The sequence below is a fragment of the Psychrobacillus sp. FSL K6-1415 genome (assembly GCF_038003185.1).
GTDB lineage: Bacteria > Bacillota > Bacilli > Bacillales_A > Planococcaceae > Psychrobacillus > Psychrobacillus psychrodurans.
On record NZ_JBBOOQ010000001.1, the window covers coordinates 2,734,182 to 2,760,016 of the forward strand.

At 35.9% G+C, this 25,835-nt stretch carries 21 protein-coding genes and 1 other annotated feature; of the genes, 1 reads left to right on the forward strand and 20 read right to left on the reverse strand.

Going from position 1 to position 25,835, the window contains the following annotated elements; translation table 11 throughout:
• Positions 1–332: 332 nt before the first annotated feature.
• Positions 333–565, reverse strand: a binding site (T-box leader).
• Positions 566–651: 86 nt separating this feature from the next.
• From dnaI to citZ, 17 genes are all read right to left on the reverse strand, one after another.
• Positions 652–1,590: a primosomal protein DnaI gene (dnaI, locus tag MKY60_RS12960; RefSeq protein ID WP_340930106.1), complete on the reverse strand. Its 939-nt coding sequence runs from the start codon at positions 1,588–1,590 to the stop codon at positions 652–654.
• 9 nt (positions 1,591–1,599) lie between these two features.
• Positions 1,600–2,955, reverse strand: a complete 1,356-nt coding sequence (locus MKY60_RS12965; protein ID WP_340931096.1) for a replication initiation and membrane attachment family protein — start codon at positions 2,953–2,955, stop codon at positions 1,600–1,602.
• A 72-nt stretch (positions 2,956–3,027) separates the two neighbouring features.
• Positions 3,028–3,492: a transcriptional regulator NrdR gene (nrdR, locus tag MKY60_RS12970; RefSeq protein ID WP_090564205.1), complete on the reverse strand. Its 465-nt coding sequence runs from the start codon at positions 3,490–3,492 to the stop codon at positions 3,028–3,030.
• Positions 3,493–3,610: 118 nt separating this feature from the next.
• The gene (speD, locus tag MKY60_RS12975; RefSeq protein ID WP_090564207.1) at positions 3,611–3,994 is read right to left on the reverse strand and encodes an adenosylmethionine decarboxylase; all 384 of its coding nucleotides are present in this window, start codon (positions 3,992–3,994) and stop codon (positions 3,611–3,613) included.
• A 199-nt stretch (positions 3,995–4,193) separates the two neighbouring features.
• On the reverse strand, positions 4,194–5,198 hold the full coding sequence (locus MKY60_RS12980) for a glyceraldehyde-3-phosphate dehydrogenase (RefSeq protein WP_090564209.1): 1,005 nt from the start codon (positions 5,196–5,198) through the stop codon (positions 4,194–4,196).
• A gap of 767 nt (positions 5,199–5,965) precedes the next feature.
• A complete protein-coding gene (gene coaE / locus MKY60_RS12985) occupies positions 5,966–6,553 on the reverse strand; it encodes a dephospho-CoA kinase (RefSeq protein WP_340930107.1) in 588 nt (195 codons plus the stop codon).
• A 12-nt stretch (positions 6,554–6,565) separates the two neighbouring features.
• Positions 6,566–7,438: a bifunctional DNA-formamidopyrimidine glycosylase/DNA-(apurinic or apyrimidinic site) lyase gene (gene mutM, locus MKY60_RS12990; protein WP_340930109.1), complete on the reverse strand. Its 873-nt coding sequence runs from the start codon at positions 7,436–7,438 to the stop codon at positions 6,566–6,568.
• 12 nt (positions 7,439–7,450) lie between these two features.
• Positions 7,451–10,078, reverse strand: a complete 2,628-nt coding sequence (gene polA, locus MKY60_RS12995; RefSeq protein WP_340930112.1) for a DNA polymerase I — start codon at positions 10,076–10,078, stop codon at positions 7,451–7,453.
• 78 nt (positions 10,079–10,156) lie between these two features.
• Entirely contained in the window at positions 10,157–11,137 is a 981-nt protein-coding gene (gene hflC, locus MKY60_RS13000; RefSeq protein ID WP_090564217.1) for a protease modulator HflC, read from the reverse strand.
• On the reverse strand, positions 11,137–12,132 hold the full coding sequence (gene hflK, locus MKY60_RS13005; RefSeq protein ID WP_090564219.1) for an FtsH protease activity modulator HflK: 996 nt from the start codon (positions 12,130–12,132) through the stop codon (positions 11,137–11,139). The genes hflC and hflK overlap by 1 nt, the downstream gene beginning before the upstream one ends.
• 667 nt (positions 12,133–12,799) lie before the next feature.
• Positions 12,800–14,014, reverse strand: a complete 1,215-nt coding sequence (locus tag MKY60_RS13010; protein ID WP_090564221.1) for a carboxylate--amine ligase — start codon at positions 14,012–14,014, stop codon at positions 12,800–12,802.
• 11 nt (positions 14,015–14,025) lie between these two features.
• Positions 14,026–15,558 carry a two-component system histidine kinase PnpS gene (gene pnpS / locus MKY60_RS13015; protein WP_340930114.1) on the reverse strand — a complete coding sequence of 511 codons (1,533 nt, stop codon included), beginning with the start codon at positions 15,556–15,558 and terminating at the stop codon, positions 14,026–14,028.
• Entirely contained in the window at positions 15,558–16,265 is a 708-nt protein-coding gene (locus tag MKY60_RS13020; protein WP_090564225.1) for a response regulator transcription factor, read from the reverse strand. The genes pnpS and MKY60_RS13020 overlap by 1 nt, the downstream gene beginning before the upstream one ends.
• Positions 16,266–16,322: 57 nt before the next feature.
• Entirely contained in the window at positions 16,323–16,772 is a 450-nt protein-coding gene (locus MKY60_RS13025) for a MaoC/PaaZ C-terminal domain-containing protein (RefSeq protein WP_340930116.1), read from the reverse strand.
• 444 nt (positions 16,773–17,216) lie between these two features.
• Positions 17,217–18,155: a malate dehydrogenase gene (gene mdh, locus MKY60_RS13030; protein WP_340930118.1), complete on the reverse strand. Its 939-nt coding sequence runs from the start codon at positions 18,153–18,155 to the stop codon at positions 17,217–17,219.
• A gap of 191 nt (positions 18,156–18,346) precedes the next feature.
• Positions 18,347–19,612: an NADP-dependent isocitrate dehydrogenase gene (gene icd / locus MKY60_RS13035; RefSeq protein ID WP_340930121.1), complete on the reverse strand. Its 1,266-nt coding sequence runs from the start codon at positions 19,610–19,612 to the stop codon at positions 18,347–18,349.
• An 81-nt stretch (positions 19,613–19,693) separates the two neighbouring features.
• On the reverse strand, positions 19,694–20,809 hold the full coding sequence (citZ, locus tag MKY60_RS13040; protein ID WP_090564234.1) for a citrate synthase: 1,116 nt from the start codon (positions 20,807–20,809) through the stop codon (positions 19,694–19,696).
• A 198-nt stretch (positions 20,810–21,007) separates the two neighbouring features.
• Between citZ and MKY60_RS13045 the strand changes: the two genes are divergently transcribed.
• Positions 21,008–21,976 carry an AI-2E family transporter gene (locus tag MKY60_RS13045; RefSeq protein ID WP_340930122.1) on the forward strand — a complete coding sequence of 323 codons (969 nt, stop codon included), beginning with the start codon at positions 21,008–21,010 and terminating at the stop codon, positions 21,974–21,976.
• Here MKY60_RS13045 and MKY60_RS13050 read toward each other — a convergent pair.
• The 3 genes from MKY60_RS13050 to pfkA form a co-directional block, all read right to left on the reverse strand.
• Positions 21,954–22,349, reverse strand: a complete 396-nt coding sequence (locus MKY60_RS13050) for an FxsA family protein (protein WP_340930124.1) — start codon at positions 22,347–22,349, stop codon at positions 21,954–21,956. The genes MKY60_RS13045 and MKY60_RS13050 overlap by 23 nt on opposite strands.
• 702 nt (positions 22,350–23,051) lie before the next feature.
• Positions 23,052–24,812, reverse strand: a complete 1,761-nt coding sequence (gene pyk, locus MKY60_RS13055) for a pyruvate kinase (RefSeq protein ID WP_090564240.1) — start codon at positions 24,810–24,812, stop codon at positions 23,052–23,054.
• Between the two features lie 37 nt (positions 24,813–24,849).
• Complete coding sequence (gene pfkA / locus MKY60_RS13060; RefSeq protein ID WP_090564242.1) at positions 24,850–25,809, reverse strand: 6-phosphofructokinase; 960 nt, start codon at positions 25,807–25,809, stop codon at positions 24,850–24,852.
• Positions 25,810–25,835 lie beyond the last annotated feature (26 nt).

Below are 25,835 nucleotides of genomic sequence, written 5' to 3' on the forward strand. Positions count from 1 at the left end.
TGAAATGTGGCGACTCCAGCGGGAATAGCGTTAGGCGAAGACCCCGCAGCACAGCGAGGAGGCTGAGGCAACGCCCGCGGAAAGCGTCCACATGTAACGGAAATCACAGGATTATTCATTCTAAAAATCTCAAGAACCCAGTGTTCACGGTACATTTTTATATACTTTCTTATTCTTTTAGAAAAGCACAAGCGCCTATTTTAGCCCCGAACAAGCGCTGAAAGCCAAATTGAAAGCATTCTTTTCGCTTTCAACCAAGGGACTGAAGCGACCTCGAGGGACCGGGCGCTGGAGCTAGACATTTAAAAAACAATAAAAAAACCCCATCCCTAAAAAGGGACGAGGTTCAAGTCGTGGTTCCACCCTTCTTCTGTCTATCCAATAGAAATGAAATAGACGAAGCTTTGCATCGGCTAACGGGCCGGTGACCGGTAATTGCTATATTAATTCACAATTACTGCTCGGAGGTGGTAAATCGATTGCCGATACTTAAGAAGCTTACAGCCATGGCTTCTCTCTCTTCAAAGTCGTACAAACTGATTGTTGTCCTCTTCATTGCATTTACTTATTCTTATGGAAATGATTATACGTCACTGAAAATCCATTTGCAAGTTGAAATTCATTTTTTTCGTGAAAGTTCTCTCTTATCCTTTAACTTTCCCTCCAGTTTTTCCCTTGTAGCGCAATTGGTGTCGTAAGAGCTCGAATTCGTTCCATGATTCGTCCAGCTTTTACAACTTCCTTTTCACCGCGCTGCGTAAAGGATAAATGATGCTGCAACTCATCATAGTTGAAGTTAGAGGACATGAAAGTCGGTAGCTGCTCTGACATTCTATAATGCAAAATTGTCCCTAAAATTTCGTCCCTGGTCCAGCTAGACATAATTTCTGCCCCAATATCGTCTAGCATCAAAACCGGAGCACGTTTAACGAATTCAATCTTCTCTGCTAATGACTGATCTTGAATTGCTTGTTTCATTTCCCTTAAAAATTCAGGTACATATACAACTACAGAATGAATATGTCTTGCCGCTAACTCATTTGCAAGAGCACCTAGCAAGTACGACTTCCCTACTCCAAACTTGCCATGGATATATAAGCCTTTTACTGGAAGTACTTTTGTACGTTCCCATTCGTTAAGAAAGTCTTTAGCTGCACGTACTGCAACAACTCTACTGCCATCCTCTAAATCTACTCCTGCAAGACTAGCTTCCATAACTTCTTTAGGCATATGAATACTGTCAATCATAGAAATAACTTTCTTACGCTCGTCTTCAATAATACCCCGTTTGCAGCGAATAAAATCATTATCTATCAAGTTTCGATCAAGGACTAGTTTAGGCTCATACCCTTTCATGTAATTCTGACATTGATCTAACGTTGGACAAGAGCCACAATCATGTGATTGAGATATAAATTCATATAGCTTACTCAAACTACGATCGACTATCTCCTTATTGATATCTGAGGCGTTTTCCTCCAGAAACTTCTGCACTCTAGCGTCTTCTAAGACTTCCTTTTTCATATCGTTTAGTCGAGTAGTAAATTCAGGTGATACAACTCTCTTGAGGGTTTCATTAATACGTTCCATACTTGTCACCTACCTTTTCAACATGCCTAACTCTGCTAATAATTTTTGACGTTCTTCATCGATATTTTGAATACCATTCGTAGTTTTACCTGATGATTTCTTTGTTTCTCCATCTTTCTTATAAAACCAATCAGGCACTTTTTCCTCGCGCGTCGGCTTTTTTGTATATGTTTTTTGTGGAGAGCCTTCATTTTTCCATTTTACATACTGTTCGTGTTCGTTCCTAGCAAGCTCCATCGCTTCTTTGGCTGTTTTGACATCTTTCCGCATCCAATGAGAAGCAATTTTCTCCGCATAATTTTTCGTGAGTTTCATGTCTGTACGCAATAATACATATTGTAACAAAACATTAACAACTCCGATCGGCATTTTGAAGTGAGTTACAAAATGATTAGCTAACTGAACATCCGCGAGAATTGGCTCTTTTCCGTTTGCGATATCCTTTAATACTGACACCGGTGGCGTTGTTTCTAAATAATGGATTAACTCACCTTCCTTCGTTAAGGGTTGAGCGGATTCCAAAGATACAACTTGTTTTTCAATCTTCTCTATTACAGGCGCAACTTTGGAAACAGTAAGTTTGTAATAATCCGAACATGCTTTTTTTAATCTAGCTTCTGAAAGATGTAATTCATCATCTAACGCAAGAATAACTACTTTTTGCATTTCCACTGGACTTAATTTATATAAAAAGGCGAGTTTTGCAATTACTTCTCTCGCTTCTATTGTCATCGCTGATTTAGGTACTAATTGCTCAGAAAGTCCCTCTTGAAGTAATGAAAAATCAAATTGATCATAATAAAATGGAACAGCTGATTTCCTTTCCTTCGATACGAAAGTGTCATCGTAAGATAGAGAATTATCCATTTTGGAGGATGGTTTAAATACATCCATAAATGTTCTAGAGACGTCATTAAAACCATCATTCCAATTGGAGTTTTGAATAAAACGATTACGTAATTGTTTAAAAGCATTTTCACCAACTTTATTTAGCAAAAACATGGATAGTAATGGATCTTTTAAAAATGACTCTGCATCTAATGGTGCCGAAAGATCATAATGGAATATATTCCCTTCATCCATCGTTTTTTTCCATGTACGTAGAAGACCAATTGCCTCAAGAGCAAGACGAGCTTGAAAAACTTTACCTATAGGCATCCCGAGAACATTCATCAGTTGGTAATGCGACCATCTCTCACTGCTTTTTTGTTCTCCTTCTGCCCAAAGTGTTAAATACAAGCTAATACTTTCTGCTCCAACTAACGGCTGATAAAACAAAGTTAGCAATTGCCGATCATAATCTGATAAAGAATATGGTAAGCGAATCATATACAAATCTGCTGGCTGTAGCTCTTTATATAACATCGACAATTGTATCTACTCCCCTTTAGAATATATTAAAATATAGAGCGCTGTTTCACAAAATGATACTTCAATTTATAATGAAGGATTTTTCTTTAAAATTTCCTTTAACTCATCGATAAATACATTTATATCTTTAAATTGGCGGTAAACAGAAGCAAAGCGGACATAAGCTACCTCATCTACTTCTGCAAGTTTGTCCATTACAATTTCACCGACGTCTTCCGATTTCACTTCTGCATTACCCATTCTTCGTAATTCTTTTTCAATAGAGAAAACAATATTTTCTAGTTGTTCTAATGCAACTGGTCTTTTTTCACATGCACGAATTAGCCCTCGTAACACTTTTTCACGACTAAACTCTTCTCTGGAACCATCTTTTTTTACAACGATTAATGGTGTCTCTTCTACTTTTTCAAACGTAGTAAAACGAAATCCACAATCTTCGCATTCTCTTCTTCTCCTGATTGCCTTATTGTCATCCACAGGACGAGAATCGACAACTTTTGTGCCATTGTATTGACAAGTTGGGCATCTCATATAGATCTCTCCTAATTCTTCACAGTAGTTTTATGTATCTATTATAACAATATTTTCGGGTAAAATCGAAAAAGCAGAGGAATCTCTTCCTCTGCTCACTCAGTCAGGTATAAATCTATTACGCTTGAACTGTCAATCGTGATGCAGGCTTTTTAACTGGTCCCATACCACGTGGCATTTCTAACGTTTCGCGTGTTCCAGCATTAAGAGCATCTGCTATATAGTTAGCTGCGATTGATGGATCTAAATCACCACATGTATACACATCAATGCTTGCATAACCGTGCTCTGGAAAGCTGTGAATCGTTAAATGCGATTCGGAAATAATAACGACTCCACTTACACCTTGTGGCGCAAATTTGTGAAATGCAACTTCTCTGACCTCTGCACCAGATTTTAGTGCAGCATCAACAAATGTTTGCTCGATAAATTGCATATCGTTAAGTTTGTCGAAATCGCACTCCCATAGTTCTGCAATAATGTGACGTCCCATTGTTTCCAATGTCCGTTTCCCCCTTTGATAAGTTTTATTTTTAACCTCAAAGTTGACTACCACGGGGGAAAGTTAGTCCAAAGAGGTCCTAACCCTTTAAGTAGTCGGTGTACAAGTAAAGTAACACGATTCTCATTATATGTTGTTTTATTGAAATATGCAAGAAATAATTAACCTCTTTCTAATCGCTAGAAAGAGGTTTGGATAATTATAGAGATAAAGCTACTTTTTTAGTAAGGTCAACTACTCTAGCAGAGTAACCCCACTCATTATCATACCAAGCAAGAACTTTTACTTTACGGTCACCAATCACCATAGTAGTTAAACCATCCACCGTTGTAGACAGAGTTGTAGTGTTAAAGTCGATGGATACTAGAGGTTCCATCGTAATACCCAATATACCTTGCATTGTACCTTCAGATGCTTTAAGGAAAGCCTCATTAACTTCTTCTGAAGTAACATCTTTTTGCAAATCCACCACTAAGTCTACTAAAGAGACATTTGGAGTTGGTACACGTAATGCCATACCATGAATCTTCCCTTGAAGCTCTGGCAATACAAGTGTAAGTGCTTTTGCAGCTCCTGTTGAGGTAGGAATGATTGATTGACCACAGGCACGTGCACGACGTAAATCCTTATGTGGATTATCTAGATTATTTTGATCGTTTGTATATGCATGAACGGTTGTCATTAACCCATTTTCAATACCAAATGTGTCATTCAATACCTTCACTACAGGTGCTAAGCAGTTTGTTGTACAGCTTGCATTCGAAATTATATGGTGAATCGATAAATCTAACTTATCATCGTTTACTCCCATAACTATAGTTGCATCTTCATTTTTTGCAGGAGCAGTTATTATCACTTTCTTTGCACCAGCTTCAATATGTGCTTTAGCTTTTTCACCATCATTAAATTTACCAGTGGATTCAATAACAATATCCACGTTTAGCTCTTTCCATGGTAATTTTGCTGGATCACGATCATCCACAATTTGAACTCGTTGGCCATTTACAATTAGAGCGTTTTCTTCTAGTGAAATATCTCCAGTGAAAGTACCATGTGTAGAATCATATTTAATAAGATGTGCCAATGTCTCTAACGGGTATCTCGCATTTATCGCTACCACATTTAAATCCTCTTGTGCTATTGCTTGACGAAAAACCATACGTCCAATACGTCCAAAACCATTAATCGCAATTGAAACTGCCATATGAAAAGTCCTCCTGTAACTATGTGATACTTATTGTTTTTTAACCTTGAATTAGTATAACACATTTTACGTATTGTGTAGCCCCAAATATACAGAATGATAAAGTCGATATTTTCAAATAACTTTTCATTGGTTCAGTAGAGCTAAGGAACAAAGAAAGAACCTGTAACCACCGATTTTTGGAAGGTCTTTGGACATACAGTTATTTACTTAATTAAGACATAGTTATGCCGTTGATTTCCGCTTTATATAATCGAATAATTGGATATAAAATCATATAAATATACGTATTTTATCTTAAAATAAGTAAGGATGAAACGGCCTCAGATAAAGAAAATCCACTTGCTTCTTTCATTATAAAGTAGTATACCTAATCGGCAGACGATTTTTATCCCTATAATAATTTTGATTACTCTTATTATCTCAGCGATATGCTTTTCTCTATCTCCAGAGTGGAGAACTACACTCTATATTGATTGGAGTGTAAGGTGGCGACGGTGATAGCTCATCGATCACCCCACGGAGGCCAACAGGATGTAGGTCACGAAGGCGTTGCCACACTTTGTGGTTCTCTTAGCCTTTGAACCCCACCTGAAACGGAAATCAGTGGGTAATCATTTCTTTTAAGTCCCATGAATCAAGTGTTCACAGGACATCTTTATATACTTTTAATCTTTTCAAAAAAGCACCAGAATATTTAACTTCTGGCGCTCCTCTTATACTTTATAGAGTAAATACTTACTATTTGCGTGTAATTTCCAGTTTTATTATTCCCAAATAGCTAATATTTTTATTAATTGTTGTTTAGTTTCTTCTATTGTTCCATTGTTATAAATGACCGCATCTGCTCCTTTTTCTTTTACTGATAAAGGTAATTGGGATTGAATACGTAATTTGGCTTCCTCCTGTGTAAACCTATTCCGTGACATCAATCTTTCCAATTGGGTTTGTTCCGTTACTGTCACAACAAGAATTTTATCCACAAAGGATTGCAATCTACTTTCAAAAAGCAGCGGTATATCCATAATAATGACTGGATGTCCCTGTTGCACAAGATGCCCCTTTTGGGCTAACATTTCCGCACGGATAGCAGGATGTATAATATCATTTAATAACTTACGTTTAGAAGGGGTTGTGAAAATAATTTCACCAAGTTCTTCCCGATTTAAGGATCCATCCTCTTGGATAACCCCCGAACCAAAAGTTTCTTTAATCATTTCAAGCGTAGCAGTTCCTTTTTCAACTACTATTCGCGCGACAAGGTCTGCATCTATAATGGGAAAGCCCATTTCCTTTAACATATTTGCAACGGTGCTTTTCCCACTAGCGATACTTCCTGTTAATCCAATTATCATCTAGTTGCTCCCTTATTTTTGACATGTTGGACAGTAGGTAGATGTACGACCACCGATTGTTTTTTGTTTCGTTTTCGTACCACAGTCCCCACATTCCTTTTTGCCATACATTTGAAGTCTATTTTGCATATTTCCTGCTCCACCGTTAATAGTGCGATAATCTGAAATCGTACTACCTCCGTTTTCAATACTATCAAGCAAAACAATTACTATTTCTTGAAATAATTGAATTTTTCGCTCTCTACTAATTCGTTTTACTGTCCTTGCCGGATGTATTTTCATACGAAATAACGCTTCAGTCGCATAAATATTTCCGCAGCCAGACACGACATGACCATCCATGATAAATTCTTTTATTGCTTTATTCTCATATTTGGGTAATGCGCTCATATGCAGAAAATGATCTAATGCATGTTGATCAAAAGGCTCAGGTGCCATTAATAATAAAGGAGGGTAGTCCGCTTCTGTTTCTAAGAATCGCAATTCGCCAAATCTTCGGATATCCGCATAGACTAGCATGTCACCCTCTTCAAAGTAAAGAGTAACATGCGCATGCTTTCTAAATTTTTCTTCTGTAATCTCATGCAAACTTTTCACAGAAAACCATGCTCCCGACATTCCCAAATGCGATACTAGCATATAAGGGAGGCCATCCTTTAGAAGATGAAAATAAATATATTTGGACCTTCTTTCTAGATGGTCAATCTTTGTGCCAGGTAAAGCTAAACAAAACTGATCTACATCTAACCCTTTAATAATAGCTTCTTTACCATTTGCTTTTGAATTATAAATGGTTTCCGAAACATCAACTGACTTAATAGTCTTTCCACTTACAATTGGTTGAAGGGCGCGTAATACGCCCTCTACTTCTGGTAATTCTGGCATACAAGTAACCCCCTACTTCGTGTCATACCACGATGAACCAAAGGCATAATCCACTTTCAAAGGTACAATCAGCTTAATAGCATTTTCCATTACTTCTGGTACTATTTTTTCTAATAATGCAATCTCCTCTGGAGGTGCCTCGAAAATTAACTCATCATGTACTTGTAATAACATTTTAGTTTGCATATTTTCTACTTTTAATCGAGCTGCCATATCAATCATCGCTTTTTTAATAATATCTGCAGCACTTCCTTGAATTGGTGTATTCATCGCCGTTCGTTCTGCAAAGCTTCTTAGATTAAAATTTGAACTCGTTATTTCCGGTAAATACCTTCTTCTATTAAGGATTGTAGTAACATATCCTGATTGTTTTGCATCATGAACAATATCGTCCATATATTCCTTTACTCCAGGGAAGCTATTTAAATAATTCTCGATAAATTTCGCTGCTTCTTTTCTAGTAATATCTAGATTTTGCGATAAACCATAATCACTAATACCATACACAATACCAAAGTTAACCGCCTTGGCAGCACGACGCATATCGGATGTCACATCTTCCTGTTCCACATGGAAGACATCCATAGCCGTTTTAGTATGGATATCTAAATCATTATTAAAAGCATCTACTAAGTTTTCATCCTTAGACATATGCGCAAGAACACGTAATTCAATCTGAGAGTAATCCGCAGCGAACATTACCCATCCGGGTTGAGAAGGAACAAAGGCTTTTCGTATTTTTCTACCTTCCTCCAAACGTACTGGTATATTCTGCAGGTTCGGATTTATAGAACTTAAACGCCCTGTTGAAGTTAGCGCTTGTTGATAACGAGTATGAATTTTCCCATCATCTTTGTGAATCTCTTTTAACAATCCTTCAATATATGTCGAATTGAGCTTACCTAATTGACGATATAGTAGAATTTGTTCAATTATTTCATGTTCATTTGCTAGTTTTTCAAGAACATCCGCTGCGGTTGAATAACCTGTTTTAGTCTTTTTAATAGGTGTAAGTCCAATTTTTTCAAATAGTATTACGCCTAATTGTTTAGGAGAATTAATATTGAATGTTTCTCCCGCTAGTGTATAAATGTCTTGTTCAATCACCTGTAATTTAATATTGAGTTCATGACCCATTTCTACAAGTATTTGTTTATCCACTAAAACACCATCGGATTCCATCGTGCCTAGGATAGATGCAAGAGGTAGCTCTATTTCTTTATACAACTCGTACTGTTCATTTTCTTCAAGCTTCACTTCTAACTTTTCTTTTAAGTCCCATATTGCCCTTGCTTTTCTAACTGCATGTTCTGCAATTTTCTCGATTTCAGGAGGAGTTTTTTTGGCACCTTTTCCGTAAACAGTATCGTTTGCCAACAAGTTAAAGTAACCAAATTCTTTCGCAATAGCTGCAACATCCTCTGACGAAATAGCTGGATTTACTATATACGCTGCTAGGAGCAGGTCAAATTCAACTCCTTGAACATTAACATTGTGTTTTCTGCTCACTGCTTGTGTTGCTTTGGAATCTGCTAAATACTTTTTATTTGTATCATTCTCTAACCACGAACAAAAATCCTTAGATTGAAAAGCAATCTCTGCGGGAGCAAAGTAACCTTTTTCTCCATCCGATAAAGCAATGCCTAATAATTCGCTTGTATGGTATTGAACATCATACATTTCCAAATGGACTGCCATCACTTTATCTAATACAGTAGAGTCTATTTCTTCAACAATTTGGAATTCCACCTCTGTCGTTTCTGGATCTTCAGAAACATATTCAGATTTCTCCAAAAGTGTTTTAAAGGATAGTTCCTTCCAAACTTCAATTACGTCTTCCATATTTGGACCATTATAAGAAATATCCTCAATTGAGACTTGGATTGGTGCTGCTATTTCTATCGTAGCTAGCGCCTTACTCATAATTGCCTGTTCTTCATTAGCAACAAGTTTTTCCTTTAGCTTAACACCACTCACTTTATCAAGTGCCTTATATAAATCCTCTACCGAACCATGTTCTTTTAAAAGCTTAATAGCTGTCTTTTCTCCGACACCAGGTACTCCGGGTATATTATCGGAAGCATCCCCCATTAAGCCTTTCATATCAATAATCTGTAAAGGACTTAAACCATACTTTTCTTGAATATGCTCAGGTGTGTATTTTTCAATATCGGTAATACCTTTTCTCGTGATATATACTGTTGTATTATCAGTAGCTAATTGTGTTAAATCTTTATCTCCAGAAACAATTACGACTTGTTGACCTTTTTCATCTGCTTGCTTACTTAAAGTACCAATAATGTCGTCCGCCTCGTACATTTCCAGTTCATAACGCTTAATACCATAAGCATCGATCAACTTACGTATATATGGAAATTGTTCTGAAAGCTCTGGCGGAGTTTTTTGTCTTCCACCTTTATATTCGCCAAATGTAGAATGACGGAAAGTTGTTTTTCCGGCGTCAAAAGCCACTAACATATGAGTTGGATTTTCTTCTTCCATAATTTTTTGTAGCATCATTGTAAAGCCATACGCTGCATTTGTATGTACACCATGTTCATTCGTTAATAAGGGTAGGGCAAAAAAAGCTCGGTAAGCCAAACTGTTGCCATCTAATAATAGGATTTTTTCGGTCGCCAAATACATTCACTCCTTAATAATAAAAACCGTCATTCCCTATATCTTACCATGACAGTAAGGGGAATGACGATTCATATACTATTCTAAGTAACCTGATAGAATATTCGCATACGGAGAATCTGACGGGATGATTATCATCGTTTCATCTCCAATTGTTTTCTTATACGATTCTAAAGTTCTGTAAAGTGAATAGAACTCTGGATCCTTAGAAAAACTTTGGTTATAAATTTTTGCTGCCTCTGCATCCCCTTCAGCCGCTATAATAGATGCATCTTTATTGGCAGTTGCCAACATTTCACGAACTTCACGGTCTGTTTCAGCTTCAATTCTTCGTTTATCTGCATCACCGGTAGAAAGGAATTTTTGAGCAATACTTTGTCTTTCAGAAATCATCTCATTGTACACAGATTGCTCATTTTCTTGAGGAAGATCTGTCCGTTTAATACGAACGTCTATTACTTCAATACCGTAATTATCTTTTTTCAATAATTCATTTACATGACTAGTTATTTGATCATTTAAGCTTCCTCTTGAGGAATTTTCATCGTTAATAATCTCATTATAATTTAATTGACCAAGCTCAGAACGAACGACCGAATAGATAAATTCTTCCATACGAGAACCTGCTCCAACTAATGTACCTGCACTAGAAATCATTTCCTTAACATTTACTACTCTCCACACTGCATAATTATCAATAATAATTCGACGTTTATCTTTTGTATTTATTTCTGCCTCAGATAATTTATAATTCATTTGATATTTAGGTACTGTAGTTACAGTCTGAACAAATGGTATTTTCATATGAATCCCAGGTGTATCTTTAACATCTTTGATTTCTCCAAACTGACGAATTACTTTAAACTCTCCCTCTTTGACCACAAAGATATTCGCAAGGGCGATGATGAACAAGACAAAAACTAGGAAAATTGCAATAAATGGCTTTGTATATTTTTTGTAATCTACTGGTTTTTTCTCTTTAGGAGAGTTACTTGCCTTGTTTTCAACTGTTTTAAATTTCGCTTCTAAATTGGAGAATGGATTTTTGTTATCAGCCATTATTTTCCGCTCCCTTCTTCTTTTTCTGCCTCTGTTTCAGTAGTCGTAGTTGCTGGTGGAGTCGTTTGTTTACTTGCTTCTAACGATTGTAGAGGGAGATACTTCATCGTTCCACCATCATCATTCATAATATATAAATTAGCATTTGGTAGTACGGCATCTAAAGTTTCCATTACTAAACGCTGTTTCGTAATCTCTTTATTATTTTGGTATTCTGCATATAGCTTATCAAAAAGTGCTACGTCTCCTTTTGCCTGTTCTATACGAGCAGTTTTATACCCATTTGCATTTGAAATGATTGCATCCTTTTCACCAATTGCTTCACTTAACTTCTGATTCTTGTATTTTTCTGCCTGATTTACTTTTGTATTCTTAGTCTCCTCGGCATCCGTTACTGCAGTAAACGCAGATCTAACTTCTGCATTTGGAAGCTCTACATCTTGCAGCTTTACTGTTAATACAGTGATTCCTATATCATACTTCTCTATTAAAGAGCGTAATAGATCATTTGTGTCACTCTCAATTTGTGCTTTTCCTGAAGTAAGGGCATCATCTATTTTGGAATTCCCAATAACGGAACGAATAGAAGCAGAGGTTGCATCATGAAGTAACTCTTGTGGGTTTTCAGCATTAAATAAATAAGATTTAGGGTCTGTTATTTTCCATTGAACGACTAAATCAGTTAACACAATATTGTCGTCCCCTGTAATCATTTTAGTATCCTTATCAAATGATTCGATTTCTCCATCTGCAGTTTGGCTATAACCGAATTTCAGACTAAATGTTTCTTTGGAGAGTTTTTCTACTGATTGAATTGGCCAAGGCATCTTAAATTTTAAACCCGAATCCACTATTGGTTCACTTGCTTCACCAAATGTGATGACGATTGCTTGTTCCGATTCATCTACTGTATACCAAGATGTAAAAACAGCCGATATTAATATAATTCCAATTACACTCATGGCAATAATAGTTAGTAACCTTTTCGTACTCATATTATTTCCTCCTTTTTATGTATACTTCCTTTTACGGTTTAACTTAGTAGTTGGTTTCAAAAATAATAGAATTGGTTATCTCATACATGTTTTCTATGAAGAGCATATTAAGTAAACTTTTAGGGTTTAGTTGGAAAAGTAGATACTTATACATTCTTGTTTCTTTTATCTGAGTCTCATTTTCACTTATTTGAAGATAAAACATGTATATTTAGAAGGTTTTATATACAATTGTTCGTTTATATAAAGTGAAACTAGTTGAATGGAGCGCAGCGGCGACTCCAGTGGGAACAGCGCGAGCTGAAGACCCTGGACTGAGCATCGCGAGGGAAGCGGCTGAAGCCGTGCCCACGGAAAGCGTCCGCTCGTAGCGAAAATCAACAGCATATCTACATTTTGTTTTTAGAGGATCGGGTATCTTTTACCCCGTTTTTTATGTAAAGAGTAATTTCGTCAAGCCCGCGGAAAGCATCCACCTGAAACGGAAACCAGTAGTATTATTCATTCTTAAATGTCCTGTAAACTAAGTATTCATTTTTCATTCTCCCTATATAAATAAAAAAAGCTAGCAAAAGCTAGCTTTTTTAGGTAAATCGTTTGGAAAAGGGGTCTAATTAAATATAACAAACAATTGTAAATCTCCCGTTAATACTTTGTAAATATTTCCTTACCAATTATTGTTTTTGTATTTTTTATAATAATTAAACTGACGAGCAATCAAAAATAATTTACGAGTAAAATGCTTGTCCTTTTTGTAAAAGAGTGGATTTCCCCATTTACCCGATTTCAAAAGTCCACTTACTTCTTCTCGAATCTCTTCATTTTCAACAAAGTTCCTTAGCACTATTTTAGGCACTACGGTAAACAAATAATGCTCATTCAATAGAGTAAGTGGTTTTTCCTTTTGATAAATAACATCATCTACAAAATATCTAGCCATATTATGTCCAAGAGCTGTTGTATAGTAACTAGATCTCCCCTGTCTAATGTTTACCTCAAACACTTTAAACTTCCCATCTCGCTCATCAAACTTTAAGTCGAAGTTTGCAAAACCTACGTAACCTACAGCTTCTAAAAAGTGTTGAAGTTTTTTCATTAGCTCCTCATTATATCGGGTAATTAGCGCAGTATAGTTACCAATTGCAGTAACAGTATGCTCTTGAAGAACCACTTGTGCAAGTGTACTAAGTTGTGCTTGTCCTTTTGAATTCATATAAAATACTGAATCCCACATATACGTATCATCCCCAGGAATATAATCCTGAATGATTAAGTCTTCTGTATATCCACTAGCATTTACTTTGTTAATAATATCATCAAGTTCTGCTTTAGACTCTACACGATAAACTTTTTGTTGTCCTGGAAACTTGTTTTTGTAATACATAACACCATTGCTTGGTTTTATAATTAGAGGGAAAAGTACATCTTCGGTAAATGCTGCTTTTTTTGCACATGAATAATAATATGTCTTAGGTGCATCTATTCCATGCTCTTCACAAAGCTTATAGAAATTCGATTTCACAAGTAGATTGTTCATTAGTTCTTCTGACATATAGTTAAAAACATACATTTTCTTTAGTGCAACTGCATTTTCAATTATTAATCGTACATAAAAGTCATTTGTTCCTATTAGAAGCAATTGTTTGTCTTGCGTTTTATATTTTTGTGCTACTTCAGAAAGAACTTGAACAAAAGAAGATTTATCCCATAAATTTGGTTGAATTTCTATATGTTCAATCACGCTACTCCATTTGGTAAAGGACATTTCTTCTTTACCTACTAATATCGGCTTAATATTGTATTCCTCATGAAAAGAAATCGCCATATTATAAGCATTCATATCTGTCCCAATAATTATAGGGATAAAAGGTTGGTTATTCATAAAGACCTCCGTTAACTTTTAACAAGTGGAATTGATACAGTAAAGACAGTACCTTTTCCTACTTCACTTTCTACTTCTAACAAGCCGTGATGCGCTTCCACTAGATGTTTAACAATTGCTAGACCTAGACCGGTTCCTCCAGAGTTTCTACTTCTAGCTCTGTCCACTCGGTAAAAACGCTCAAATACTCGGTTAAGCTCTTCTTTTGCTATTCCTATCCCTTCATCTTGGATACGGAATATTCCACATTTTTCGTTTTGACTGATAGATATAGTCACGGTTTTATTTTCAGGGGAGTAAGTTAGTGCATTCATCAATAAATTCATCGTTATTTGGATTAAACGATTTAAATCCCCTAATACAAAGACCGATTCATCATATATCGTCTCGAGGCGCATATTCTTTTCCTCTACTATATGACTAGTCATTTCTTTACTTCGCTCAACAACATCTAATAAGTTGACCTTTTGTAAGTCCACTTCATACCCAACCTGCTCCACTTTTGAAAGATCTAATAAATCATTGATCAGCATTTGAAGTCTATTACTTTCCTTGTGAATTATTTCAAGGAAAGAAAGTAAAGTTTCTTCGTTTTTATATGCGCCATATAATAATGTTTCTGAAAATCCTTTAATACTTGTAACAGGTGTCTTCAATTCGTGAGATACATTTGCTACAAAATCTTTTCTGACCTGCTCCAATTTCACAAGCTCCGTAATTTCATGCATGACAACCACTATACCAAGCCATTTTCCATGTTCACCGATAACTGGTGCACCGTAAGCATCCATGTAATAAGTATGTATGTTTTTCTTTAGAGATATTTGTTCCCGATTAGATGCCTCTGTTAAAAATAATTGATCAATGAACATTTCAATCTTCTTTGGAAGACCAATTTTATTAAACAACTTTCCATCAACGTCTTTGAACGAAATATCAAGCTGTTTAAGAAATGCACGATTCACAATGGTGATATATCCGTTACGATCAATCATAATAAGTGCACTGCCCATATTCTCGATTAACGTTTTCAAACGTTCTTTTTCAGTTTCTCTCATGACGGATATATCATGCAAATTTCGTGCAAGTATATTAATAGAGTTACTCAGCTTGGACATTCCAGAAAATTCATCTTCAAACGCACGAATCCGATAATTACCTCTTGCTAATTCCATAGCGGTTTCTGTTAAATGTTCGATTGGCTGAGCAAACTTTTTGAAAATACTTGTCCCTAAAAAAAGTGCAACCAGAAATGTTATACCTAAAATGATGAATAAGAATAACCATAAGGAATGGGAATCAATCAAATCCGCTCGTGAAAAAGAAGAAGCTAGCTTATCCCTAATATCCCTCTGTTCATCTACAGTTAGTCCTGTTGCGGCTAAATCTTTAGATACTTCCTCTATCTGTGTGTTTATGACTTTTTCAGAAGAATTTTTGGCGTAAATAGGAAAAAGCTGTCCAAGTATTAGTCCTAGACAAGCTAATATTAACCCTATCATAATAGAATAAGTTCTAAAAAGTTTGGAATGAAATGATTTCATTAGCTCTTAGGCTCCTCAAACTTGTATCCTAATCCTCTAATTGTTTTGATGAAATTAGGCTTTCTACTATTCTCTTCAATTTTATCACGTAAATGACTAATATGGACATCTACTATACGAGTATCTCCCGCAAAATCATAGTTCCATACAGCACTTAAAAGCTGATCACGTGTTAACACTCTATTTTTGTTTTCTATTAAATACACAAGTAATTCAAATTCTTTTGGAGTAAACTCAATGACTTCATTGTTTAAAAGTACTTCAAAACGTTCTGGAAACACTTGTAACGGCCCAAAAGTATACATCTCTTCTATGGTTTTTTCTTGCTTATGCTCTGTAGATAGACTAGAACGACGAATCATTGCTTTTACCCTTGCAGTTACCTCTCTCGGGCTAAAAGGCTTGGTCATATAATCATCTGCACCTAATTCGAGTCCTAATACCTTATCGAATTCTTCATCTTTTGCAGTTAACATTATAATAGGTATTTGCACTTTCTTTAAACGAAGTTCTTTACAGACTTCCATGCCATCCATATGCGGTAGCATCCAATCCAGTACAATAACCTCTGGCTTTTCTTCTAATGCTTTATTAAGCCCTTCTAAACCATCACTTGCTGTGATGACTTCAAAACCAGCTTCCTCAAGATTATATTTTAATAAAGTTACAATCGAGCTTTCATCATCCACAACTAATACTTTTCTCATTTTTTTGCCTCCAAGGTTGATTTGAAACCCCCATTCCAAATCCATTAAGCTATAATCTTATTGTTTCTCTAGAATAGGAGGCGTTACATGAAATTCGCCATCCACAACAATTTCATTTTGGTCATTTTGAGCTATTACTGAAATTATTATATTATTTGATTGTTCTATTATTTCCTTTATTTCAAATGTAAATTCTAGTATTGAGTAATGGTAAGTAGGTGTTGGAAAACTAATATATTGTTTTGTTATATGTGATCCCGGACCCGGCAAGTATTTTGAGATAGCAGATGTTATAATACCCGTTAACATAATCGACGGTACGATAGGTTTTTCATATTGAGTCTTAGCCGCAAAATCATGTTGAATATATAAAGGATTGTTATCATTGGTTAGTCCAAGATATAGAAGCAAGTCTTTGTCCTCTATTTTTTCTGTAAGTGTTAATTTCTCACCTATCTCTATATCCTGTATATGTCTCCCTATTTTTCGAGTTTTCCCTAATAACAATAGCTGCTCCCCCTTACAAATAGCTAATTCTATATTAACAATAAACCTACACAAAGTGCAAGGTGATGATAGGACCTGTTCCAGTTGGGCTATCTTTTAACCATCCTTAGTTAGCCCTTTTTTTCATAATAATATCACTAGCAAAAGACATACACAGAAATTTTAGTTCATCACCAGTTTCCGTTGTTCTCTAAGGGTTTTGGACTAGCATTTTCCTCTATGATTAAAAGGTGAGTTTTTAGTGTTATTAATTTTCATACTATATTAACTAAAACTAATTCTATTATCCTAACTATAAGCTATAGTCACAAAAAGGGGCAAAAGTTATGTGCATCACATGGTTTGGTAACAACCTGTTTATCCAAGTGAATTGTCAGCTTTTAAGTATTTTCTTATTAAAAAAATCGAGTAGGTTTCCCCACTCGATTGATACCAGTATTATAGTTAAGCTAAAACTTTCATAACAGCTTTGACTGCATCTGCAGATTTGTTTAATAATGCTTTTTCATCTTCTGTTAATTCAAGTTCGATAATCTTTTCGATACCACCAGCACCAAGCACTGTTGGAACACCAAGGTAAATTCCATCCATACCATATTCACCCTCTAAATATGCAATAGATGGTAATACACGTTTTTGGTCTTTCAGAATTGCTTCAGCCATTTCCACTAAAGAAGCAGCTGGAGCATAGTAAGCAGAACCATTGCCTAAAAGGTTAACGATTTCAGCTCCACCTTTACGAGTACGGTCTACAATTTCATCTAAACGAGCAGCGTCAATTAGTTTTTCTAATGGAATCCCGCCGGCATAAGAATATCTTACTAATGGCACCATATCGTCACCATGTCCTCCCAGAACAAAACCAGTTACATCTTTAACAGATAGGTTTAATTCTTTTGCAACAAATGTACGGAAACGTGCAGTATCAAGTACACCAGATTGGCCGATTACGCGTTCTTTTGGTAAGCCTGATTCTTTATAAACTGTATAAGTCATCGCATCAACAGGGTTTGTTAATACTAATATTGTTGTATTTGGAGAATACTTAACGATTTCAGATGTAACAGATTTCATAACTTTTTGGTTTGTTTGAACTAAATCGTCACGGCTCATGCCAGGTTTACGTGCAATACCAGCAGTGATAATAACTAAATCCGAGTCTTTCGTCTCTTCATAATTAGAAGTACCAATGATATTAGCGTCAAAACCTTGAACTGGTCCGGCTTGCGACATATCCAAAGCCTTACCTTTTGTAGCATTTTCTGCCTGTGGAATGTCTACTAATACAACATCACCAAGTTCTTTTTGAGCAAGTAGAAAAGCTGTTGTAGCACCTGTAAATCCGCCACCGATTACTGATATTTTACTTCTTTTCAATGTCATTAGAAAACTCTCCTTTTATGTTTATTAGTAGAACCGTGCTAAAAAGGCCTGTTCTATAAAGCGCACACCTGGAACGGAAATCAGTAACATTATTCGAATCCCGTGTTCACGGTACATTTTTATATATTCTTGTCTATTAAAGAAAAGGAAGGGAAAATTCCCTTCCTTAAAAACCAAATCTCATTTTAATATTACATGTTTTTAATAAGTTCATCAGCGAACTCAGAACATTTAACTTCAGTCGCACCATCCATTAAACGAGCAAAATCATAAGTTACCACTTTAGAAGCAATAGATTTCTCCATTGAATCCATGATAAGTTTCGCAGCCTCGTTCCAACCTAAATGCTCTAGCATTAATACTCCTGAAAGGATAACAGAAGATGGGTTAACTTTGTCAAGACCAGCATATTTAGGAGCTGTACCATGAGTAGCTTCGAAAATAGCATGTCCAGTTACATAGTTAATATTAGCTCCTGGAGCAATACCGATACCACCAACTTGTGCAGCAAGTGCATCAGAAATGTAATCTCCATTAAGGTTCATTGTAGCAACTACATCAAACTCTTTTGGACGAGTTAAAATTTGTTGTAAGAAGATATCAGCAATTGAATCTTTCACAAGGATTTTACCAGCTGCAAGTGCATCAGCTTGTGCTTTGTCAGCAGCTTCTGTTCCTTGTTCTTCTTTAATTTTATCATATTGATTCCAAGTGAATACTTTATCCCCAAATTCTTGTTCTGCTACTTCGTAGCCCCAAGTTTTGAAAGCACCTTCTGTGAATTTCATGATATTCCCTTTATGAACTAATGTTAAAGAAGTACGACCTTCTTTGATAATATAGTTAATAGCAGCACGTACTAAACGTTTAGTACCTTCCTCAGAAATTGGTTTAATACCGATACCTGAAGTTTCTGGGAAACGAATATTTGTCACTCCGAATTCAGTTTGTAAGAATTCGATTAGTTTTTTTGCATTATCTGTACCTTTAGCATACTCAATACCAGCGTATATATCTTCAGTGTTTTCACGGAAAATAACCATGTCAGTATCTTCTGGACGTTTAACTGGAGATGGAACACCAGTGAAATAACGAACTGGACGTAGGCAAGTATATAGATCAAGCTCTTGACGTAATGCTACGTTTAACGAACGAATTCCTCCACCGATTGGTGTAGTTAAAGGTCCTTTAATAGCAATTAGATACTCATTAATAACATCTAAAGTTTCTTGAGGTAACCACTCGCCAGTTTTATCGAATGCTTTTTGACCAGCAAGAACTTCTTTCCATTCAATTTTCTTTTCACCATTATAAGCTTTTTCTACCGAAGCTTCTAATACACGTGATGCTGCAGCCCAAATATCTGGACCCGTTCCGTCTCCCTCAATGAAAGGAATTACCGCTGTGTTTGGTACGTTAAGTACGCCGTTTTCTACTGTAATTTTGCCTGTTGTCATTTGTTATTCCTCCTACTATCATAATCATAGGGCAGTAAACACAAATGTGTTTAAGCCCTATCTTATAAGATAATACTAATACTATCTTTCTTCAATTGGAATATATTTTTGCATTCCAGGTCCTACATATTCTGCACGTGGACGGATTAAACGATTATTTGCATATTGCTCAAGAATATGTGCGCTCCAACCAGATACACGTGATACTGCAAAGATTGGTGTAAATAAATCATGATCGATTTTTAAAGAATGGTATACAGACGCAGAATAGAAATCTACATTTGGAGGTAGATTCTTTTGTCCCGTAACTATTTCATCAATACGAATAGACATATCATATAATTTGGATTCACCATTAAGTGTAGTCAATTTTTTAGACATTTCACGTAAATGCTTTGCACGCGGATCTCCTTTTCTATAGACACGGTGACCAAATCCCATAATTTTTACTTTGTTTTCTAATTTTTCGTTAATATAAGCGTCAACATTATCAAGTGTATCAATTTCTGTTAACATTTTCATAACTTGCTCGTTTGCTCCACCATGAAGAGGTCCTTTTAAAGCTCCAATAGCTGCGACCACACCAGAATAGATGTCTGAAAGAGTTGCTACACATACGCGAGCAGTGAATGTCGAAGCATTCAATTCATGATCTGCGTGTAAAACAAGTGCTTTGTCAAACGCTTCTATTTCTATGTCTTCTGGTAATTTTCCATGTAGCATGTACAAGAAGTTAGCAGCATAACCTAGATCTGTTTTAGGTGCTACAGGTTCTAGTCCTTTACGGACACGTGAGAAAGCTGTTACTAATGTCGGGATTTTTGCTTGTAATTTAATTGCTTTTAAGTAATTTGCCTCATCGGACATATCTTCTGCAGCATCATCATATAATGCAAGCATAGAAACTGTTGTTCTAAGGGCAGTCATTGGATGTACATCATTGATTGGGAATGTTTTGAAATGATTCAAAACTTCTTGTGGTACAGCCATGTTGTCAGCTAATTGTTGTTTCAATTCAGCTAGCTCAGCTGCGTTTGGAAGACGTTTATGCCAAAGCAAGTAAACTACTTCTTCAAAGCTCGCATTGTTAGCTAAATCATCAATATCATATCCAACGTATGTAAGTGTATCATCGATGATTGAACTGATGGACGTTTCTGCCGCTACAATTCCTTCTAAACCTTTAGTTGTTGTCATATCAAAGTCTCCCCTTCACAACATAAGACTTCTGACTAAATCTACACTAAATCAGAAGAATTATATGTATATATTAATGTTTTTAGCATTGCTTACTTATACAGTATAATCAATTTTGGCGTTTTTGTGAATGAAAACGCTTAAGTTTATTGAAAAATATCTTTAAATCTCCTAATTAATTGAAAAGATTGGATGAATTTGATTACTCTACAATTAAATAAAAAAGATTTTTTATCACAATGGGTTCCATTTGGAATAATTATACTAATATCATTTGTTGCTTACCCCCTTACTTTAGCAATAATTGGAGGTTATTTTCTATTTCCTGTCACTAATTTTTTACATAAAAAATTTAAAATTCCAGTATTTATAAGTGTCTTACTAACTGTAATTTTAATTTTATCGAGTTTTTTAATGATATTATTTTTTCTTATTCAAACATTAATTGATTTAATTCCTTTCATCCATGAACATGTCGTTTTACTACCTGTAATGGAAATACAAAATCACCCCATTTTTACGATGTTTGAAGGTAAATTTCAAACATTACTAAATAAGCTATTGAATGATTTATTACTAAATGTAACTCATTTACCCTCTTACTTTTTTGAGATATTCTTATTTAGTATTGGATTATTTTTTTCATTAATCGAATCTATAAAGGATCGGGAATGGTTTCTAGTTTATTTCCCGAAAAAAATGCGAAACCTTTGCCATAGAGCATTACTTAAATCCTCAACAATTATAAATCAGTTTATTCATGTAGAATTTAAGTTATTTATTTTAACGTTTATATTAATTTCTATTGGTTTCTCAATATTAGGTTTACATAATCCTATTAAATATGCGTTTCTAATTTCTTTAGTCGATAGTGTTCCTTTTTTAGGTACTGGCTTAATATTGATACCTTTGTGCATTTACTTTTTTTTAATGGAAATGCAGATGGTAGGTACAATTGTCTTACTTTTATACCTTTTCGTTCAATTGACAAGACATATCGTCGAATCTGTACTCTGGTCTTCTACGACACAAATAAAGGCCGTCCACGTCTTTTATTTGAGCGCGGCAGCCATTTTAATCTTTGGATTTATAGGAATTTTGTTTAGTCCATTTATTTATCTATTTGCCCATAAATGGGAAAGTTTCACGAAGACTTCATCACAATAACTTGGCCGTTTTTCATTTTTTTGCGTATCCATCTATAAACAAGTGGTTTAAATAAGTTTCTAGTTGGGGCAAATAAAAGCATGAAGCCAAAAATATCTGAGATAAATCCTGGGAGAACTACTAGAATAGCTCCCATAAATATACTAATACCATTAATCGCAGCTTCGCCTGGCGCTTGATAGTTTTTGACGCTATCTGATACTTCTCTAAACGCTTTTAGGCCCTGTCTTTTTGCCAAATAGCCACCAATTATACCACTTGCGATGATCAATAAAAATGTATTTCCTACTCCAATAGTTTTACCCGATAGCATAAGAATATATAATTCAACCGCTGGGATTAAAATAAACAAACCAATAATCCATTTCATCATTTCACCTTCCTATAATAAATGCGCAGGGCATCTTTTAAGTTCAAAACCTGTTTCTATCGTTTTCGAAGCGCATTGGACAGACGTGTTGCTATATTATTACCGAGTGAATTTTTAGTGATGCTGGTTGTGACGTCCGTCACAACCAGCATCACTTTTTTCGGTAATCTTATTTCTTCTGTCTGTCCATCACCCTCCTACAACTCTTAGAAACAGGTAAGTGCGTTTTTGGATAACTAGAGAAAAGATGCTTTCCGATTCATAGAGGAAGCGCACGAAGATACAATTTCGTTCGCTATTTCGCTTCTTATTGGAGAAACACTTACTATTTTTCTTTTTTTCCACTAGTATAAAAAAAAAATCTATTTTCTTCATCCTTCATTACGGAATAGTATCACTTAGTTAACATACAGTTTTATCACTATATTAACTTTGACTATTATTATCATCCATGCGATAGGCTATGCAAAATCTTATTGTTAGATACTACTCTCTTAATTGATTGTAGTGAAAGGCGGTGACTCCAGCGGGATAAGCGAGAAAGTCGAGACCCCGCAGGTAGCGTAGCGAACGAGGAGGCTCTGCCTCGCCCGCGGAAAGCGTCCGCCTGAAACGGAAATCAGTAGTATTTTTGGATAGATCTTAATACACTTATACCTGATTTTCATTCAATAAAAGCCCCACCTTTTAAGGTGAGGCATTCTATTAAATAATACTAGCGTGTCCATGATAGATAAAACCACTTTCGGCATCTATCGTTAGTTCTTGACCATTTTTTATAAGTGTTGTTGCATCTTTAACACCTACAATAACCGGCACTCCTAAGCTAAGTCCAACTACTGCAGCATGGCTAGTTAAACCACCCTCTTCGGTGATTAAACCTCTGCATTTTTCAATACTCGGGACCATATCTCGGTCAGACCCTAAAGTTACAATAATGCTATCCGTTGTATCTTGTCCGGCTAATTCTTCCGCATTATTTACAACTATTGCTTTTCCGAATGCAGTATTCTTACCAATACCTTGTCCTCTTGCAACTAAGTCTCCAATAATATGAACCTTCATCAAGTTTGTTGTGCCCGCTTCTCCAACAGGTACACCAGCTGTAATCACAACTAAATCACCATGAGTTACGTAGTGGTGAAGAATACTTTCCTCCACAGCTACTTCCAAAATTTCATCTGTTGAGTGAGCTTTTTTGCCAACAATTGGATATACTCCCCAAACTAATGTTAGTTTTCTAGATGGGGTAGCAGATGAAGTCACAGCAATAATCGGAACACCAGGTCTAAATTTAGCAATCATTTTTGCAGTATATCCACTTTCAGTAGGTGCAATAACTGCTTTTACCTTTAAGTTAATCGCTGTATGAGCAACAGCTTGACCAATAGCATCAGTTAAGTTCACATCACGTGCTTTACTGATCTTCGTTACATTTTCACGATAATCGACTGCATTTTCTGTACGACGAGCAATTTTATCCATCGTTTGAACAGCCTCTAACGGATAAAGTCCTGCAGCTGTTTCTCCAGAAAGCATAATGGCATCTGTACCATCAAATATAGCATTTGCGACGTCACTTGCTTCTGCGCGAGTAGGTCTAGGATTACGTTGCATAGAATCGAGCATTTGAGTAGCTGTAATAACAGGTTTTCCAGCTTCGTTGCATTTAGTAATTAGTTTCTTTTGAACTAAAGGTACCTCTTCTGCTGGAATTTCTACGCCTAAATCACCCCGAGCAACCATTAGACCGTCAGATACTTGAATAATTTCATCAATATTATCTACGCCTTCTTGGTTTTCGATTTTAGGAATAATTTGAATATGTTCTCCATTATTTTCTTCTAATAATTTACGGATTTCTAACACATCTGAAGCTCGGCGAACGAAAGATGCAGCAACAAAATCTATGTCCTGCTCAATACCAAAAAGGATATCCTGAGCATCTTTTTCTGTCATGCCAGGTAATTGCACTGATACTCCTGGTACATTTACACCTTTATTGTTCTTTAACGTTCCTGCATTTTGAATATAAGTGGAAATTATTCCATTTTCTTTATCAATTTTTTTAACGATTAACTCAATTAGTCCATCATCCAATAAAATAACAGAACCTTCGTGAACATCTTCAATTAGTTTGTCATAGGAAATAGAGAAGCGTTCTAATGTACCTAACACTTCTGTCATCGAAATTTCAATTGTCTGACCAGATTGAAGCTCAATAGCACCATTTTCCATTTTATGTGTGCGAATTTCCGGGCCTTTTGTATCCAATAAAATCCCAACAACTTTACCTATCTTTTTAGAAACTTTACGGATTGTTTGAATTCTTGCAGAATGTTCTTCGTGATTTCCATGTGAGAAATTCAATCTGGCAACATTCATACCAGCATTAATTAATTTCTCTAACATTTCTTCCGATTCACTTGCGGGTCCAATTGTACAAACTATTTTAGTTTTTCTCATAGTACATTCCTTTCTATAATGGGAAGATATTACCTCATTAAATGGATAATTCTTTAGATAATTGATACATAGACATATCAAATTCTTCATGATTTTCAAATGCTTTATTCATATCATAGTCTACCACTTGATGATTCTGGATGCCAATAGCACGTCCACCATTTCCAGTAAGCAAAACCTCCACAGCTTTCGCTCCAAACAAACTTGCTAGCACACGATCACGCCCCGTCGGAGAACCTCCACGTTGAATATGTCCAAGTACCGAAACCCTTGTTTCAATATCCGCTAAGTCCTTTAGCTTGTTAGCAAATTCTGCTCCACTCATCACACCTTCAGCAACAATAATAATACTATGCTTTTTCCCTCGCTCAGAACCGCTTTTTAGACGCTCGACAATCTCGTCCATATTTATCTCTACTTCAGGAATAATGATCGTTTCAGCCCCACCTGCTAGACCAGCCCACAAAGCCAAATCTCCGGCATCTCTTCCCATTACTTCTACGATAAAAGTACGTTCATGCGATGTGGCAGTATCTCGGATTTTATCAATACTCTCAATAACTGTATTTAAGGCTGTATCAAATCCAAGTGTGTAATCTGTACCAGGTATATCATTATCGATTGTTCCTGGTATTCCTACACAAGGGAAACCATTTTCAGTTAGTTTCATAGAACCTCGATAAGAACCATCCCCACCGATAATTACCAATCCGTCAATACCATGCGCCTTTAACTGTGCTATTGCTTTTTGTTGCCCTTCTTCAGTTCGGAACTCTGGGCATCTTGCAGAAAATAGTTTTGTTCCACCTCTTTGAATAATGTCCCCTACAGAGCCTAAGTCTAAAACTTCCATTTTACCATCAATTAACCCTTGATAGCCATGGAAAATACCAACTACCTCAAGTCCCTCAAAAATGGCCTTTCTTACAACAGCACGAATAGCTGCGTTCATGCCTGGAGCATCTCCCCCACTTGTTAATACACCAATTCTCTTCATCTATTTCTCCTCCATACAATGAATTT